Origin of the sequence: Sphingobacterium sp. JUb20 (assembly GCF_004342035.1) — a bacterium.
Lineage (GTDB): Bacteria > Bacteroidota > Bacteroidia > Sphingobacteriales > Sphingobacteriaceae > Sphingobacterium > Sphingobacterium anhuiense.
In genome coordinates this window covers 40,770-58,671 of the sequence record NZ_SLYV01000018.1, presented here as the reverse complement: position 1 = coordinate 58,671, position 17,902 = coordinate 40,770, and the positions used below count along the sequence as shown (strand labels likewise).

At 37.6% G+C, this 17,902-nt stretch carries 14 protein-coding genes and 1 tRNA gene; 5 read left to right on the top strand and 10 right to left on the bottom strand.

Features of this window, described 5'->3' with window-relative positions; genetic code table 11:
* Positions 1 to 29: 29 nt before the first annotated feature.
* The 3 genes from EDF66_RS23625 to EDF66_RS23615 all read right to left on the bottom strand — a co-directional run bounded on the left by EDF66_RS23625 (position 30) and on the right by EDF66_RS23615 (position 2,621).
* Positions 30 to 671 (bottom strand): YdeI/OmpD-associated family protein, encoded by a 642-nt coding sequence (locus tag EDF66_RS23625; protein WP_132845526.1) that lies wholly within the window; start codon positions 669 to 671, stop codon positions 30 to 32.
* Between the two features lie 5 nt (positions 672 to 676).
* Positions 677 to 1,045, bottom strand: coding sequence for a DoxX family protein (locus EDF66_RS23620; protein WP_021191581.1), 369 nt, complete (start codon positions 1,043 to 1,045; stop codon positions 677 to 679).
* A 508-nt stretch (positions 1,046 to 1,553) separates the two neighbouring features.
* Positions 1,554 to 2,621: a 2,3-butanediol dehydrogenase gene (locus EDF66_RS23615; protein ID WP_132845524.1), complete on the bottom strand. Its 1,068-nt coding sequence runs from the start codon at positions 2,619 to 2,621 to the stop codon at positions 1,554 to 1,556.
* Positions 2,622 to 2,797: 176 nt separating this feature from the next.
* Here EDF66_RS23615 and EDF66_RS23610 point away from each other — a divergent pair, with 176 nt between their 5' ends.
* The gene (locus EDF66_RS23610; RefSeq protein WP_132845523.1) at positions 2,798 to 3,421 is read left to right on the top strand and encodes a hypothetical protein; all 624 of its coding nucleotides are present in this window, start codon (positions 2,798 to 2,800) and stop codon (positions 3,419 to 3,421) included.
* Between the two features lie 99 nt (positions 3,422 to 3,520).
* Here EDF66_RS23610 and EDF66_RS23605 read toward each other — a convergent pair whose 3' ends face one another.
* The 4 genes from EDF66_RS23605 to EDF66_RS23590 all read right to left on the bottom strand — a co-directional run bounded on the left by EDF66_RS23605 (position 3,521) and on the right by EDF66_RS23590 (position 6,650).
* Positions 3,521 to 4,015, bottom strand: a complete 495-nt coding sequence (locus EDF66_RS23605) for an SRPBCC domain-containing protein (RefSeq protein WP_132845521.1) — start codon at positions 4,013 to 4,015, stop codon at positions 3,521 to 3,523.
* A gap of 216 nt (positions 4,016 to 4,231) precedes the next feature.
* Complete coding sequence (locus tag EDF66_RS23600; protein WP_243656127.1) at positions 4,232 to 5,044, bottom strand: EamA family transporter; 813 nt, start codon at positions 5,042 to 5,044, stop codon at positions 4,232 to 4,234.
* A 360-nt stretch (positions 5,045 to 5,404) separates the two neighbouring features.
* Positions 5,405 to 5,477: transfer RNA gene (locus EDF66_RS23595), tRNA-Lys, on the bottom strand.
* Positions 5,478 to 5,696: 219 nt separating this feature from the next.
* Positions 5,697 to 6,650 (bottom strand): acetyl-CoA carboxylase carboxyltransferase subunit alpha, encoded by a 954-nt coding sequence (locus tag EDF66_RS23590; RefSeq protein ID WP_132845519.1) that lies wholly within the window; start codon positions 6,648 to 6,650, stop codon positions 5,697 to 5,699.
* A 160-nt stretch (positions 6,651 to 6,810) separates the two neighbouring features.
* Between EDF66_RS23590 and EDF66_RS23585 the strand changes: the two genes are divergently transcribed.
* Together EDF66_RS23585 and EDF66_RS23580 are read left to right on the top strand one after the other, a co-directional pair.
* The gene (locus EDF66_RS23585; RefSeq protein WP_165902511.1) at positions 6,811 to 8,994 is read left to right on the top strand and encodes a glucoamylase family protein; all 2,184 of its coding nucleotides are present in this window, start codon (positions 6,811 to 6,813) and stop codon (positions 8,992 to 8,994) included.
* A gap of 143 nt (positions 8,995 to 9,137) precedes the next feature.
* A complete protein-coding gene (locus tag EDF66_RS23580; RefSeq protein WP_206368298.1) occupies positions 9,138 to 9,659 on the top strand; it encodes an OmpA family protein in 522 nt (173 codons plus the stop codon).
* A gap of 55 nt (positions 9,660 to 9,714) precedes the next feature.
* Here the strand turns inward: EDF66_RS23580 and EDF66_RS23575 are convergent, their stop codons facing one another.
* The 3 genes from EDF66_RS23575 to EDF66_RS23565 all read right to left on the bottom strand — a co-directional run bounded on the left by EDF66_RS23575 (position 9,715) and on the right by EDF66_RS23565 (position 11,698).
* On the bottom strand, positions 9,715 to 10,449 hold the full coding sequence (locus EDF66_RS23575) for a YggS family pyridoxal phosphate-dependent enzyme (RefSeq protein ID WP_132845515.1): 735 nt from the start codon (positions 10,447 to 10,449) through the stop codon (positions 9,715 to 9,717).
* A 12-nt stretch (positions 10,450 to 10,461) separates the two neighbouring features.
* Positions 10,462 to 11,166 (bottom strand): AAA family ATPase, encoded by a 705-nt coding sequence (locus EDF66_RS23570; protein WP_132845514.1) that lies wholly within the window; start codon positions 11,164 to 11,166, stop codon positions 10,462 to 10,464.
* Positions 11,167 to 11,251: 85 nt separating this feature from the next.
* Positions 11,252 to 11,698, bottom strand: a complete 447-nt coding sequence (locus EDF66_RS23565) for a GNAT family N-acetyltransferase (protein WP_021190484.1) — start codon at positions 11,696 to 11,698, stop codon at positions 11,252 to 11,254.
* Between the two features lie 86 nt (positions 11,699 to 11,784).
* On the opposite strand from EDF66_RS23565, the gene EDF66_RS23560 reads away from it, so the two are divergent.
* A complete protein-coding gene (locus EDF66_RS23560; RefSeq protein ID WP_132845512.1) occupies positions 11,785 to 13,236 on the top strand; it encodes a PLP-dependent aminotransferase family protein in 1,452 nt (483 codons plus the stop codon).
* Positions 13,237 to 13,462: 226 nt separating this feature from the next.
* The gene (gene dnaE / locus EDF66_RS23555; RefSeq protein WP_132845510.1) at positions 13,463 to 17,887 is read left to right on the top strand and encodes a DNA polymerase III subunit alpha; all 4,425 of its coding nucleotides are present in this window, start codon (positions 13,463 to 13,465) and stop codon (positions 17,885 to 17,887) included.
* The last annotated feature ends 15 nt before the right edge of the window (positions 17,888 to 17,902 follow it).

The following is a 17,902-nucleotide window of genomic DNA, read 5'->3' as shown; positions in this document are numbered from 1 at the left end:
GATGTCGTTATGATCATGTTGTATTATTGTTATTTGGAACTGTATTTATCGTTTATTCCTATGCCGTTTAAAATTTGTTGTCTGTATTTTTCAATTCTTCCCATTCTAGTCTGTGCTACTTTGGGTTGTGAAAAATAAATGATGTATCCTCTTTGCCGCCCCGGTGTCAATGCGTAAAATGCTGTTTTTAACTTAGAGTCTTGTTCGAATACCTGTAGGAGTTCTTCGGGGACAGGTTCTGGATTTTTTTGAAATTTTACCTTTTGACCACTTTCTTCTATCGCTATGGCCTCGGATATATACGATTTTAAGGTATTTTCTAATCTTTTGATTTCTGCTATATTGGTAAATTTGATGATCCTGTCCGATTGTAAATTACCTTGTTGGGTTAAGATTTTATGATCGTCGGATAATAATACACCTTTAAAAAAACCAATATTGGCGGATTGTTTTAATGCAGCAACGGAAACTATATTTTTTCCTTTGGAGGTATATACGGGTGCACCCCATTTTATTTCTTCCTTCAAACCCGCTTCCAGTACAATTTGGCGGAGCATTTCTAATTCTTCTCTCCAGTTATTGACTTTGCATAATGGTGTACCGCCATATTTGCAGCGCATACAGCCATCTATCAAATATTTGTCAACTCCTGGATTCAGTTCTATTTTCATCTGGTCTAAACTTTACGTTCAACTGGTCTGAAATACCACGAAATAATCGTGAGCAGGAGTAACAGCGCAGGACCAAAATAGGTGACTGCTTTATCAGCAACTGCAAGGTGGGTGAAAATTGCGCCCGACATTAGAAAGAAAAATCCTGCATATGCCCATTCTTTTACTACTGGGAGCTTTGGAAGGAGAATGGCAATTACTCCTAGCAGCTTCCAAATACCGATAATGGTGAGAAAATAGGAGGGATAGCCTAGATCTTTCATTTTATTAACTTCTTCATCCATGTGGATGATCTGCACAATTCCAGTTGACACCATTCCTAAACTTAGCCAAATGGTAGAAAACCAATAGATGATTTTATCTCTCTTTTTCATACTGTGTTTTTTATTCGGTACAATTCGTATGTTGATCTGTTTATACTTGAGCGGTATTACTTAATACCTTATTTATCGCATGTTAGTTTTCGATCCATTGTTTGATCTTTACGGTTCTGGTATTAAAAAAGTACATCGCTATACGATTTCTTCAATTATATATCGGTTTTTTATGTTACAAATCTCCATAGTACTGGTTAGTTTAAAATTATGAAGTCATTTGACTACAAATGTAAGTGTAGTTATTTGGCTACGCAAGTTTTTTTTTCAAAAATTTTAAATTATTGTGATCACGTGCGGTTGGCTATCGGTGAATTTTTATCAGTTAATGGTGTTGATCACGAGGTTGGTAGTTTTTAGAGGTTATGTAATGTTTAATAATTAGCGGATAGGGTTTAAAGTCGTTTTCTTTGGTCTGAAAGCTAAAAAGCCCAATCTTTCGATTGGGCTTTGCTGTTTATTCCTAATGATTATTTTCAAGCCAACTTTTGGGCTGTTGTTTTTAAACTTAGCTTGCTTGTATATCAATCAATATCTTAACTTCTGTAGGATCGTTAACTAAGGCTTCAAATCCGTTCGTGACGATTTCATCTAAAACAATCTTGCGTGTAACCAATTTCTCTACTGGCATCCTACCGCTATCGATCAGTGCAATGACTTGCGGGAAAATATTGCGATAGGCAATAATTCCTTTAATGGTGATCTCACGAAGTACTTGATCGAGCGCATCAGTTGTAACAGGTTTTCCAAATAGTGCTACTAATACAGCGGTTCCTCCATTTTTTAAACTCGTGATACCCGTTGTATAGGAGGCTTGTACACCTGCGCAATCAAGGAAAACATCTACTCCGAGACCTGTTATGGTCTTAATTTTTTCGGGTATACCGTTCTCTTTCGCATTGATGATATGTGTAGCGCCTATAGATTTTGCTTTTTCAAGACGTTTGTCGGCGATATCGGTTACGATAACGGTACTAGCTCCGGCTGCCAGGGCCGCCTGAACACATAATAAACCAATTGGACCGGCTCCAGAAACTAGAACAGTTCCGCCGATTTTTAGATTACTTTGCATGACCGCATAAACTGCTACTGCTGCGGGTTCTACCAATGCACCTTTCTCGAAGGACATAGTGTCTGGTATTTTGTGCACCATATAATCTTCTACTACAACATAAGAAGCAAATCCGCCATTGCTTGATAGGCCAACAAAGCCTAATGGTTCTGACAGGTTGTACTCTCCGTTTGCAATAAAGGGGCTATCAAAGTTTTTAAAGATTGGTTCTACGACTACCCGGTCGCCAATTTTTAAATGATGTACACCTTCGCCCACGGCATCTATAATTCCGGAGAATTCATGTCCTAATGTGGTTGTGCCCTGGTGCCCATTGAGCGGATAGGGGGCGGCTACCGGGATGAGCTGTGGACCATGGACATATTCATGTAAGTCGGAGCCGCAGATTCCTGCAAACTGAACTGAAATTTTAACTTGTTTCGCTTTTGGAGCTGGGATCTGCGTTGATTCTACCCTGATATCTTTTGCGGCATACCATCGTGCTGCTTTCATTGTATTATCCATATTGTTATGCTTTTTTATTTCATACTAAGTTACTTAAATACTGCCGGCGTGCCAAGATGTTTGAGGTGATAGATGTCACATAAATTGATGAATGTCATCATTTTCATTTATTGAATAATAACTTATTCATCTGTGGCATCAGATATGCTCGGTAACATGATGATAATCTAAAAGCGATGATACTTAAAGAAACATTTGTGGGGCTATTGAAAAATTATACGAAAGATGAGCAATTGATCGCTTCCTTTTGGAGGGAGGTAGAAGCCTATTATGGTGATACTCTCAGACATTACCATACTTTAGATCATCTTGAAAATCTGCTGCTTGAACTTACGGCTGTAAAAGAGAAGATCAAGAATTGGGAAGCTCTATTGTTTACACTTTATTATCATGATATTATCTACGATGCGTCAAAACAGAATAATGAAGATGAAAGTGCTCATTTTGCTGTAAAACGGATGAAAGAGATTGCTGTTTCCGAAGAAATTATCTTGACATGCACCGAACAGATCCTGGCGACAAAATCGCACTTAATTTCTACCGATCAGGACACAAATTATTTTACTGATGCTGATCTTTCTATTTTAGGACAACCATGGGAGAAATATGCAAAATACTATACAAATATCCGCTTGGAATATCAGATTTATCCAGATGTACAGTACCACCCTGGTCGCAAGAAAGCATTAACTCATTTTCTGTCCATGGACCGGATTTTTAAAACAGATTATTTTTATAATCGTTTTGAAGTACGGGCAAAAGAAAACTTGAAAAGAGAAATGGAATTGCTGCAGGACTAGGTATTGATGATAACGACCAGCATATACGGCGTTGTTCCTCCGTAGTGCCGTGATAAATGGTTGACTGGCTTTAGTTGAAAGCTGGTTTATTGGTGTTTGTTAGTTATTGATCATATTACCGATTCTAGGGTCTTTATTACGAAGGTCGAGACCTCCTTCGTATACTGATTTCAAATTATGTAAATAGAATGCCCAACCATTAGAGCATCCCAGACGGATGTATTGCTTTGAGTGATCGTCCTGTGGAATATGATGGTGCCGTAATTCTACGATAACATACTCATGAAGTGTACTTAATGTCACATCGACCAGACTGGTGCCTTCAAAAGTAAACTGGAGAAAATCTTTTCCATTTGCTTTAAGAATTTCTCCATGCATGGGCGTCGGATCCAGGTACCAATACCAATCGTACTGCATGCCGCTTTTTTCTGTGTTGATCTGTTCAAGCTGATTTCCTGCTGCATCACGAAAAATGACACGTTCCAAAAACCATCTTTCTAAATTCGCCGCAACAGACCAAGCTTCATAAATCTCGGAAAGAGAGGCTTTAATCGCGATACGTTTTGTAAATGATGTCCAATCGAAATTATTCATGGTACTAAATTTAGATTTGAGTGACGATATGATATCGATAATAAAGATAAAATAATATATCTGTTTATTTTAACGGATTTTCATTGATTTTATTTCTTTTAGTTTATGGTCGATTTGTTTCTATAACTTATTTCTTATTCGATTGACATAAAAAAAGCGCTATCAGGAGATGGCGCTTTTGTGATATTGTTTGTATATAGGGTAGGTCGTTCTTAATTATTCTTCGATCTGTTGTTTCGTTTTGCTGAAAATAGTAGCGCCCATACTTGCGCTTATAACGCAAGCAACGGAAATCCATTGTAACGGTGTAAGACGTTCTGATAAGAATATCATACCTGATAGGGCGGCAAATGCCGGTTGCAAACTTGTTAAAATACTAAATGTTTTTGCTGGAAGTCTTTTTAAAGCCACTAAATCTAGTGAAAATGGTACAGCGCTAGAAAGTACAGCGACGCCAAGTCCTTTTAAAAACAGCATTGGGGTAAGACTAAAAATACCACCATCCCATAGGGCAAAGGGGATAATAATTAGGGTTGCAAATAGCATTCCCGTGCTTACAGCGTCTTTTCCTGGCATAATGCCGGTCACTTTGCTTCCCATAACAATGTAGACTGCCCAAAATATACCCGCTAGAAATGCGAGAAGAAGTCCGATTAAATCAATGTTGTTACTTTGCCATGGCACGATAAATAAAATACCGGCACAAGCGATTAGTCCCCAAAGGACGTCTAACCATTTTCGGGATAAAGATAAAGCTAGAAAAAGTGGGCCTATAAATTCTACCGTTACAGCCAGTCCTAAGGGGATGCGTTGGATGGCTAAATAAAAAATAAGATTCATTGCGGCAATTCCTATTCCATAAATAGCGCAATATAACCATTGTTGTTTCGTGAATTGAAAGAATTTAGGACGATTTATAATATTTAGCAATACGGTAGACAGGCCAATTCTCAACATACTTGTTCCTGTTGCTCCTATGGCAGGAAAAAGCTGTTTAGCGATAGAGGCACCACCTTGGACACTGACCATAGATAGTAATGCCGCTGATATGGCCTTATTTGATTTTTTCATTAGAATAAATTATTTGTCAGGTAAGTTTTCACTTGTACTTAATGAATTCCTTACGCTTCGTTTGTTTTAATATTGAGCATTGGAATTACTCGTATGATTATGCACTCTTTCTCTTGATATTTAGATCTTATTTCTACATAACAGCAGTCAACAGACGACTACATCAAGTTCATTTTTATTGTAAATGGTATAGCTGATGATCGTATCATTTATAGCATTACAAGTTCCAATGATTGATTGATAGAAGCAGGGAGTGATATTCGAATTTAACCTTTTTATACAAAAGAAAAGCTAATCTTATGATTAGCTTTTCTTTTGTGATCCCGCTGGGATTCGAACCCAGGACCCATACATTAAAAGTGTATTGCTCTACCAGCTGAGCTACGGAATCTTACTCTTATGAAGTTTCCTTCGTTGTTTGGAGTGATGCAAAGCTAGAAAAATCTAGCAAAGGGAACAAATATATTTGCTGTTTTTTTTGAAATATGTTGTAACGTATTCTTTTTTAAAATCTTATTTTTTCTATTTTCTTTACTGGAGAGGGGCGGAACAAAATAAAAGGGACACTTTTTATTAAAGTGTCCCTTTTATTTTGTTGTGAATGGTAGTACTATTCAACTACTACGCCCATTTTGCTAAATTTCGCTATACGTTCGTCCACCAAAACATCTTCGTCTTTGGCGATCAAAATCGCTAAATCTTCAACCAATTTTGCTTTTAATAACTCGGCCGCTAATTCAGGGTTTTGATGTGCTCCACCTAGTGGCTCTTTGATAATACCATCGATAAGGCCATTGCCAAGCATGTCTTTTGAGGTTAATTTTAGTGCCTCTGCCGCCTTTTCTTTGTGGTCCCAGCTTCTCCATAGGATAGAGGAACAAGATTCAGGAGAGATGACAGAATACCAGGTATGCTCTAGCATGTATACACGATCACCGATACCGATACCCAATGCACCACCAGAAGCACCTTCACCGATTACTACGCAGATAATAGGCACCTTTAGTACCGACATTTCCAGTAAGTTGCGTGCTATGGCTTCTCCTTGACCTCTTTCTTCAGCTTCCAAACCTGGGTATGCACCCATTGTATCGATCAATGTAACGACAGGTTTGTTGAATTTTTCTGCCATTTTCATTAAGCGAAGAGCTTTACGGTATCCTTCAGGGTTAGCCATACCAAAGTTGCGGTATTGACGCTCTTTGGTGTTTTTTCCTTTTTGATGCCCGATAACCATAACTGATTGACCTCCGATCGATGCAAATCCACCGACGATGGCTTTATCATCTCTTACAGTACGATCTCCGTGTAATTCGATAAAATCATCACAGATCATGTTAATGTAATCAAATGTTTGAGGTCTCTCCGGATGACGCGACATCTGCACATTTTCCCAACCAGACAAATTACCGTATATCTCTTTTTCAGCGTTCGCTAGTTTTTCTTGTAGCTCTAACACAGTTGCACTCATATCGACTTTCGTCTTTACGGCAACTTGTTCCACTTTTTCTATCTGCAATTGCAAATCTGCAATTGGCTTTTCAAATTCAAATGTAGTTTTCATATAAAGTTGTTATGAAAAAATCAGATGGCTAAATTAGTGCATTTTTTCCGAAATTAAAATTACGTATGACATTTACATTGGAAATCCTTTATTACATTTGTGATTCATTAAAGTATAGATGGCTTACTTTTTGTTTGATGTTTATTATCAATTTATGCGCATGTCAAAAAAATTACTATTCATAATCGGTTTATCTATTTCTACTGCAACAACCTTGTCTGCACAAACTTATCCTGAAGTTGTGTTTGAGAACAGTCTCTTGTCAGGTAACTATGCTAAAAGCTTGGTGGAATATTCGGGAGACAGTTGGGTACAGAATGTAAAGAAAAATTTACCAACTACAGATTCTTTATTTTTTACTCCAGGAAATTCACTTTCACTCCGTTATTTGTCATCAAATGCTGGAAATTGGAAGGTTGCTTTACTAAATGATCGCCATAAGATCAATTATCAGGTCCAGGCCAGTGATGTGCTGACAATTAAAATGTATGTGCAAACACCGCATACGAAAGAAAAAACTCTTCCGAAAATTCAATTGCTTCAAAATGGTTCTGAAACTAATATTTTAGAACTTTCCCCATTTATAGATGATTTTGATCATGATACTTGGCTTAATATAGAGATACCCTTGTCAAAATTTGGAAATTTAAAAGCAGGGGAAGCAGTTTCTGAAGTGGTTTTTCATCAAAACGGAACTGATGAGATGACGCATCAGCTGTTTTTAGATCAATTGGAGTTTTTGCCTAAAAATCCTTCACGTGTCAAGTTGTCTTCAGGAGCTATTCTGTCACAGGTCTCCAGTATTGATAAGCAGGTAGAGCTTCAATGGCAACTGCCGTTAACACCAAGTATCCGGTATATAAAAATTTACAGATCGACAGATAATGTTGATTTTAAAGCGATTGCCATTCGACCAGTTTTTATGCAAAAATGCTATGATCTTGTCGAAGAATATAATAAAAAATATTACTATAAGATCGCCTGGGTAGATTATGATTATCTGGAATCTCCATTTTCTTCGGTAAAAGAAGTTCAAACCAAACCTGCAAGTGATTTAGAACTATCTAATTTGATTAAATTGACGAATGTCAATTATTTTATTGAGAACTATGACATCAACAGTGGTCTTTTTCTACCTAATAAATCAAATAAAAAGGCGATCGTTTCTATAGAAGAATCGGGTTATGCGATCCTTTCATTATTGGTTGGTGCTGAAAACAATGTTATTTCGCGTCAAGCTTTGTTGTTGCGTTTGAGTAGGATGATGAAGTTTTTAAATAAGGCTCAGCATCATGAGGGTGTATTTACGGCATTTTATGATGGAAGGGAAGGCGTACCATTTTACACTGATGGCGTACAGATGTATGATGTTAAGGCGACGGCAAAACTTATGGAAGGATTGCTTGTTGCTCGGGAATACTTCTCAAAAGATGTTGCTGATGAACAGAATTTTAGAGAGGATGTAACGAAATTGTGGAAACGGGTGAATTGGCAAAAGCTAACATCAAAGTCAAACCCTGATGCCCTGATGGATCGATGGTCAGCTGTAGATAGCACCTATCAGTCTAAAGTTTTAAACGGCTTGAATGATGGTTTAAGTGCTTATTTATTAGCGATGTCTTCTCCGACTTATCCATTGACGGAAGCGAGTTACCTGAATGGATATGCTAAAAAATTACCTCTAGCGGATAGTTTGCTTAGTTTATCTCCATCGACAGTTGATCAAGGTGCGGCTTCGCATATGAATGGTGGGCTTATGATACCGCAGGTGCAACCAGCTACCCCAGTATCCTTTGAAGATAGTTTGATCTTTGAAAAACATATGATGTATGGTAAAAAAATCGCAATTGGCGATTTAAATAAAAGTTTAATTGAGTTTTATAAACCATTTTTAACCTTAGATCCGAGAGGAAAATACGATGGTTATGTCGATTATGGTGAGCTAGCAAGTAATTATATTTTAGCTTATAAAAGAAGGGATAATGAATTAAACTTGGGATCTAGTTATACAGATATTTGGGGAGTACAGAATCCGAGCGATAGCGTGGGGCATTATTTAGTGAATCCAGCAATCGCAATTTCGGCTGTTGCTTTCGAACAGGAGATCGGTCAAAAATCTTTGCGAAAATTTTATGATCAATATGCTAAGGTGCTGTTTACCCAATATGGTTTTAGATCTTGGATTGATTTGAAAAATAATGATGTTTCCGATGGTTTTAATGCGAAAAATCAGGCGAGTGTGGCTGTTTTAATGGAGAATGCAAAATCTGGATTGATCTGGAAATTGTATAACCAGATACCGGAGATTAATGCAACTATTAAAAAGATCTATCATAAGAAATAAGCGAAACTGCTGCACGAATTAAAGGGATACAAGATCTTGTAGCGTTATGTCTAAGATCTGTATCCCTTTCTGTTTTTCTTGAGTTCACTTTTTTTTATATCTTTACAGTTAGTTTTTGCTTTCATAAATAATCTAAACATTCGATGATTAAAAAAATAAATAGTATTGCTGTTGCTTTGCTTTGTTCAATTTCTTTGTTTTCATGTAAACAACAAGCTGTAATTGTTAATCCAGGTGCTGTTGTTAGTATTGATGGTACTGATGATGGATTGAAAAACGTTAAACGTGATTTTGAAGATGCTACTCGTACAGATGAAGGAATTAAATTTACGATTTCATCAGATTTGCTATTTCCGACAAACTCTTCTTATTTAACAGAAAAAGCTAAAGCGGAATTGAGTAAATTGGCAACACTTTTAAAAGAAAATAAAAGTAAGATCCGTGTTGATGGGCATACAGATGCGACAGGTACTGTGGAGTATAATCAATGGTTAGCTGAAAAGAGAGCTAACTCGGTTAAAAAGTTTTTGGTAGATGCTGGAATTGCAGAGTCTAGAATCGCGGCGAAGGGTATTGGTCAGACTAAACCTGTAGCAGATAATAAAACTCCAGAAGGTCGTCAAAAGAATAGACGAGTTGAGGTTATTATTTTGGATGCAAAATAATTCTTAATTATAACAGGATATAAAGGGCTTTCATTGGAAAGCCTTTTTTGTGATATTAGTTTTTACTTTCGTCCCAATAGTGGGAGTCTGGATATATCCGCTTTCCAAATACTGCTGTCCCTATGCGTACAATTGTTGCTCCTTCGGCAATAGCAATTTCATAATCGCCACTCATACCCATGGACAATTCTGTCATTTCGACGCCAGGGATTTCAGCTTTGATAATGTCTTGCTGGAGGTTTTTCAATAATCGGAAACAGGTACGAATTTTATCTTCTTCTGCGCTGAATAGACCAATGGTCATGAGCCCTTTAATTTTTACATTTTCTAATATGGCTAACTGTCGTATCAGATCAATGGCTTTATCAGGTGATATGCCAAATTTACTTTCTTCCATGGAAGTATTCACTTGGATTAAAATGTCTATCGTTCGATTTTCAAGTTGTAATCTTTGATTTATTTTTTGGGCTAGATCAAACCGATCTATAGATTGCACACAAGTGACATCATGCTGGAGTATGTATTTGATTTTATTGGTTTGTAAATGGCCAATAAAATGATTGGTATGCGGAATATTTTTTAAATCGTCATATTTGTCCCTTAATTCTTGAACTTTATTTTCTGCAATTAATGTATATCCTGCGAGTAAAGCCGTTTTTATACGATTTGCCGGAACTGTTTTAGTCGCTAACAATAGTTTGACTTCTTTGGGGTCACGATTGTTTAGCAGGCAGCATGCTTTGATTTTATCTTCAATTACCTTCAGATTCTCTAAGGTTGTGTTAGTCATATCATCGTGATTTTATTGTTTTTCCAATTTTGCTATCAGACTTGCCTTAACTTGTGTGAAAGCATGATCGCGAGCTTCTGCGTAGGATATCTCGTATTTTCTTTGAAACAGTTTGATATCTGCAGGGAATTTTTCGACAAGCTTATCATAATACTTGTCTAATTCTAACTGTGATGGTAAATCATAGCTGATCTGTAATTGAAATCGGCGCAGCAATGCTTTATCAATAATGGATACATGGTTCGTTGCGGCGATCAGTAATACGGTCTGTGGTAAATAATCGATGAGTTGAATCAGTGTATTTACCAGGCGTCTCATCTCCCCAACATCTTTGTCGTCATTACCTCTTGCTTTTGCAATTTGATCAAACTCATCTAGGAATAGCACAGCCTTTTCGCGGGCCGCTTTATCAAATATTTGCTTAATGTTTTGAGATGTTTCGCCAATGCGGGAACAGACAATTGTACTGAGGTTTAGTGTTAAAATGGATTTTCCCAGTTTTTGCGCGATTGCTTTGGCGGTTGTTGTTTTACCACATCCGGAACTTCCATGCAAGAGGATTTTATTGTTTACAGGTAGTCCATATTGAAGGAGCTCTTCGCTGTAGGTATATTCTTTTATTAACTGCTGTATGGAAGCATTGTTCTCTTGATTAAGAAAAATATTAGCCAGTTCAGTCTGCTCGTTCTTAGTAATAATCAGATCGGAAATATTCATGGTGGCAATTTATTAATTTTTGAATAAAGCTTGAGTTTAATTTTTGAAGAATGACGAACGTTTTACGTTCGCCATTCCAGTATGCTTATTTCCACCAATGATAATAATTGTGTAATCCATCATATTCAAATCCACATTTTGGATATAACTTATTGCCGACTATGTTTGTTTTTTCTGTTTCCAGCATTAGCCCACAAGCATTTGTTTCTTCGCACCATAATTTACTGCGATCAATAAGCGCGATCGATAGACCTTGGCCGCGATAGTCCGGGTGTACATACAAGTCACTTAATAACCATTGTTTAGCTAGTTTGGTATAATGGAAAAGTTTATAAAGCTGTACAAATCCTACTGCTTGATTATCCACATAGATTAAGAAGATCGTCGATTCGCTATTTACAAATCTTTCTTTAAGAAAAGCTTTTCCTTTTTCAAGATCTGGTTGCTGACGATAAAAAACACGGTATAAATCAAATAATACTGCTGTTTCGTCAAGGTTTGCTAATGTTGCTTGTCTAATTTCTGATTTCATATTTTCTTTTTTTAATTGTTATGACAAAATTACTCTTAAATAGGACTACCTTTGTGCTCCAGTTTTAAGTAATTAAGTAGTCCAGTATGCTTCCTTTTGAACATATTACAACCATTGATAAATCGAGTAATATTGCCCTATACAGGCAGATTTCGATTTCAATCATTAATGCGATCAGCGATGGGGTTTTAAAACCTGGGGCACATCTGCCCAGCAGTCGTGAATTGGCAAAAAATCTTGCTGTTCACCGTAAAACAGTGATCGCTGCTTACGAAGAGCTCCAGTCTCAGGACTGGATTATTGTGGAACCGCGTAAATATGTTGCTGTTTCAAACTTTATCCCAATTTTAAAGGCCCAAAAATGGAATAGGCCATTCGTGCGTACGGGGTACGGAAAAGATCTTCCCATTTATTATAAAAAATCTCAGCCAGAAGTGTCAGTTGAAATCGCGGAAAGATTTGATAAGGTGCTTATTGATGACGGATATCCTGATATACGATTGTCACCAATTGATGATTTATTGAAGACTTATCGGACTTTTACAAACCGAAAAACAATTTCGAAGATTGCAAATATTGGTACGGGGCAAGGTGTGCTCAAGCTTCGCGAGCAATTGGCGAATCATCTAATCGAATCTAGAGGTCTCACTATGGGGGTGGAACATGTGCTGATTACTCATGGAGCGCAAATGAGTATATATTTGGCGGCACAACTTTTACTGGATAATAGTTCGCATGTGCTTGTTGGTGAACCCAACTATCCGTTGGCAAATCAGGTTTTTAAAGATACCGGTGCATCGGTTATTTCGGTATCGGTTGATGAGGATGGTATTGATACGGATGCTGTGGAAGCGTGGTGTAAGTTGAAAAAAATCAGCTTGATATATGTTATACCACATCATCATTATCCCACCACAGTAACGCTTTCTGTAGAGCGTAGAATGAAATTATTAGCATTAGCTGAACAGTATGGATTTGTGATTATTGAAGATGATTATGACTATGATTATCATTATACCTCATCTCCTTATTTACCATTGGCCAGTAGTAATCATCAGGGGCATGTTATCTATATCGGTTCTTTTTCCAAAATCTTAGATCCTTCGATCCGTATTGGTTTTATGGTTGCTCCAGAAAAATTCATTGCGCAGTGCACTGCCTATAGAAAGATAATTGATGTGGGAGGAGATGGTTATATGCAACATGCTTTAGCCGAGTTGATTAAAGAGGGAGAGTTGAACAGATACTTGAAAAAAGCACGACGTTGCTATAAAATACGAAGGGATTATTTGGATCAGCTTTTACGGGATCGATTAGGTAATTATATTTATTTCTCCTTGCCTGCTGGTGGAATGGCCATTTGGGTGCGGTTAAAGCCTCCGTTTTTGGTGAATGATTTACTTTTGAACTGTTCGCTTGAAATTGTTCGTATCGATGAAACTCAAAATGCATTTCGATTTGGCTTTGCATCCTTGTCTGAAAATGAATTAGATCAGGCTGTTAGTGAATTAGTAAAAGCTTTTAAAATGATGGCTTAAGTTCATTGCTTTTTTTGCACAACGCAGTTTTTCTTTGAACAGGATAAGAGGGGTGCGAAAAGATGAAAAATGAGCTTATTTTTTTTAGTAAAATGACTTGTTTTTCAGCTTTAGTGAGGAATAAATTTGTAAATTAGTAAACTTTTAAACAGGTCTGTTTTAATCTGTTTGAAAGTCTTTTAGTTGTTGATATTTAGCTGTTTAGGAAAGAATAAAGAATTAAGGTATGTACATTATATTTGATACGGAAACAACAGGATTACCCAAACGTTGGGATGCGCCGATTACAGATACTGATAATTGGCCCAGATGTATTCAAATAGCTTGGCAATTACATGATGAAATGGGTAATCTGCTTGAGCATGAGGATTATCTGATCAAGCCGGATGGTTACAATATTCCTTATGACTCCGAGAAAATTCATGGTATTTCGACCGAGTTAGCGACAGAACAGGGTGTTCCCATTCAAGATGTTCTGGTTAAGTTTAATGAAGCATTAGCCAAAGCCAAATTTATTGTAGGTCAAAATATTGGTTTTGATTTGAATATTATGGGTAGCGAGTTCTATCGTTATGATGTTCAATCTCCTATGGGTGAAATGCCTATCTTGGATACCTGTACTGAGGTTACAGCTGCTTTGCTACAATTGCCTGGTGGACGTGGAGGTCGTTTTAAATTACCAAATTTAACTGAACTTCATTCGTATCTATTTGGAGTTCCCTTTGCTGAAGCACATAATGCAACTGCCGATGTGGAAGCAACTACACGTTGTTTTTTTGAATTAGTTAGAAGGGAAGTTTTTACTGTTGATCAGTTACAGACTGATACCGGATATTTTGTAGATTTTAAACAGCAGAACCCATCAGTAATTCCAACTGTTGGTTTAAAGCACGTGAATCTGAAGGCTGCTTCAGATGAAATTAGAAAGCGCAGTCAGCCAAGTGGTGGTCAGGAAGTTGTGATTGATCATGATGTGCTGAATGATTTTGAAAATGCCGATTTTGCACATCTACATAATCATTCTCAGTTTTCGGTCCTGCAATCAACAATTTCTATAGCTAATTTGGTGGATACTGCTGCGAAATATCGCATGCCAGCTGTTGCATTGACCGATCATGGTAATATGATGGGTGCTTTTCATTTTGTTTCTAAAGTAGGCGATCATAATAAAGCGGCGAAAGCAAAAAATGAAGAATTAGAAGCTGCTGGAGAAAGTCCTACGGAGAAAATAATCAAACCTATTGTCGGTTGTGAGTTTTTCGTATGTGATGATCATTTTGATAAGAAAAGAAAAGATAATGGTTATCAGATTGTCTTTTTAGCGAAAAATAAAAAAGGTTATCATAACCTGGCTAAAATGGCCTCAGTAGCCTATACGGAAGGGTTTTATTATGTGCCTCGTATTGACAGAAAGGTTGTTGAGCAATATAAAGAGGATTTAATTGTCCTGTCTGGGAATCTTCAAGGAGAGGTGCCTAATAAAGTGCTTAATATCGGTGAAAATCAGGCTGAAGAAGCTTTGATCTGGTGGAAAGATCAGTTTGGGGATGATTTTTATATTGAAATGATGCGCCATGGTCAGGAGGATGAAGACCGCGTAAATACGACGCTAGTCAGTTTGGCTCGTAAACATGACTTAAAGCTGATTGCGACGAATAATACTTATTATATCAATAAGCCTGATGCTCACGCCCATGATATTTTGTTGTGTGTGAAGGATGGTGAAAAGTTGAGCACACCGAAAGGAAGGGGGCGAGGTTTTAGGTTTGGATTACCTAATCAGGAATATTACTTCAAGCCTGCTTCAGAAATGAAGAAGCTATTTAAGGATATACCAGATGCGATTATCAATATTCAAGAGATCGTCGATAAAATTGAAATCTTTACTTTATACCGTGACGTTCTTTTACCGGCTTTTGATATCCCTGAGGAATTTCAGGTTGCAGAAGATCAGGAAGATCATGGTAAGAGGGGGGAAAATAAGTATTTAAGACATCTAACAATAGAAGGAGCTAAGCGTCGTTACAAGCAGGGTGTAACGGACGATATCATGGAGCGCCTGGACTTTGAGTTAACTACCATTGAGAAGACCGGTTATCCTGGGTATTTTTTGATTGTACAGGATTTTATTGCTGAAGCTCGTAAAATGGGCGTTTCTGTTGGTCCAGGTCGTGGTTCTGCCGCTGGATCTGCTGTAGCATATTGTTTAGGGATTACAAATTTGGATCCGATACAATACGATTTGCTATTTGAGCGTTTCTTAAATCCCGATCGTGTATCGATGCCCGATATTGATATTGACTTTGACGATGAGGGTCGTGGTCGCGTGATGCAGTATGTAATTGATAAATATGGAGCTTCGCAAGTAGCCCAGATTATTACATATGGTACCATGGCTGCCAAATCGTCTATTAAAGATACGGCTCGTGTACTGGATCTGCCTTTGCAGGAAGCCAATGAAATTGCAAAACTGATTCCAAATTTGAAGCTGGCAAAGATCTTCAATATGGATGAAAAAGCGTTGAAAGAGACTTTGCGCGCAGATGAACTGGAAGCTGTTAATCGTCTGATCGCCATATCGGAAGGTGCGGGTCTTGAAGCGGAAACGATTAAGCAGGCCCGCGTATTGGAAGGTTCAATGCGTAATACAGGTATCCATGCTTGTGGGGTAATTATTACTCCTGACGATATCACTAATTTTGTTCCTGTATCATTAGCAAAAGATTCAGATCTGTATGTGACACAGTTTGATAACTCTGTTGTTGAATCTGCAGGTTTGTTGAAAATGGACTTTTTAGGGTTAAAAACATTGACCTTAATAAAGGATACGGTCGCTAACGTGAAGTTGAGTAATGGCCTGGAGTTAGATCCCGATGAATTTCCTATTGATGATCAATTGACTTACGAGTTATTCCAAAGAGGGGAAACGGTTGGGGTATTCCAATATGAATCTCCGGGTATGCAGAAGCATATGAAAGATCTGAAACCAACGGTTTTTGCGGATTTAATTGCTATGAATGCCCTTTATAGACCTGGACCAATGGAGTATATCCCCAGTTTTATCAAGCGTAAGCACGGGACAGAGCCTATTATTTATGATCTAGATGCTTGTGAGGAATATTTGCAGGAAACATATGGTATTACTGTATATCAAGAGCAGGTGATGCTTCTTTCTCAGAAATTGGCAGGATTCTCCAAAGGTGATGCCGATGTGTTGCGTAAAGCTATGGGTAAGAAGCAAAAAGCGGTTTTGGATAAGATGAAACCTAAGTTTGTTGCTCAGGCTGCTGAAAAGGGACATAACCCGAAAGTATTAGAAAAAATTTGGACAGATTGGGAGGCTTTTGCAAGTTATGCCTTTAATAAATCGCACTCGACCTGTTATGCTTGGATTGCTTATCAAACTGCTTATCTAAAAGCGCATTTTCCAGCGGAATACATGGCAGCTGTACTTTCAAATAACATGAATGATATCAAGCAGGTTACTTTCTTTATGGAGGAGTGTAAGCGCATGGGACTTGAAGTATTGGCTCCAGATGTGAATGAGTCACATTATAAATTTACTGTGAATGATCGTGGTGCGATCCGATTTGGAATGGGAGCTGTTAAAGGTGTGGGAGCAGGAGCGGTTGATACGATTGTACAGACACGTGCAAAGGGACCCTATAAATCGGTCTTTGATTTGGCAAAACGGATTGATCTGCGTGCCGCTAATAAAAAAGCTTTTGAAAGTTTAGCTTATGCGGGTGGATTTGATGGTTTTCAAAATATGCACCGTGCTCAATATTTTCACAGTGAAGATAATTCCACGGGTTTGGAAAAAGCGATTAAGTTTGCACAGCGATTCAAGGAAAATGAAAATTCGGCTCAGGTAAGTTTATTTGGTGGAGATGGTGCGGCTGAGCTTCCAGAACCTGTATTGGCTTCTTGTCCACAATGGGGTTTGATCGAAAAATTAAAGTACGAGAAAGAGGTAATCGGTATTTATCTGACTAGTCATCCCTTGGATAACTATAAGTTTGAGATTAAGCATTTCTGTCAAAACAAAGTGAGTGATCTGCAGTTAATCAATAAGGTTAAGGCTTCTGAAGTTGAAGAAGATGTTTTGTTGGATTTTAATCGGATAAAAAATAAGGAGGTTGTTATCGGTGGTATTATTGCTCTTGCCAACCATCGTATTGCAAAATCGGGTAAGCCTTTTGGTTCTTTTATTATTGAGGATTATTCAGATTCTTATGAAATAATGGTATTTGGTGAAGATTATGTGAAGTTCAAGGGGTATCTCGAAGAAGGCTATTTTGTGCAGCTCCGAGGTTTGGTGCAAGAAAGGTTTAAGCAAGTTGGGAACTGGGGTTTTGAGATCAAGGGTATCCAGCTTTTGTCGGATTTGAGAGAGAAAATGGCTAAAATTTTCACCATTAATATTGCATTGCCAGCATTAAATGATCTATTTTTGGAGGAGATGAAGCAAGTGCTGGATTCAAATGAGATCGAAGGGGTGGTTCCGAATTGTCAACTGCGTTTCAAAATTTGGGATCCGCAGGATGAAATTTCTATTGAGATGCCTGCGAAATTAAAGCGTATCAACTTGACAAATGAGTTCTTAGAGGCTATAGAGCAGTTTGAAGGTGTAAATTATCGATTGAATTAAATGGTGTCAATTTAA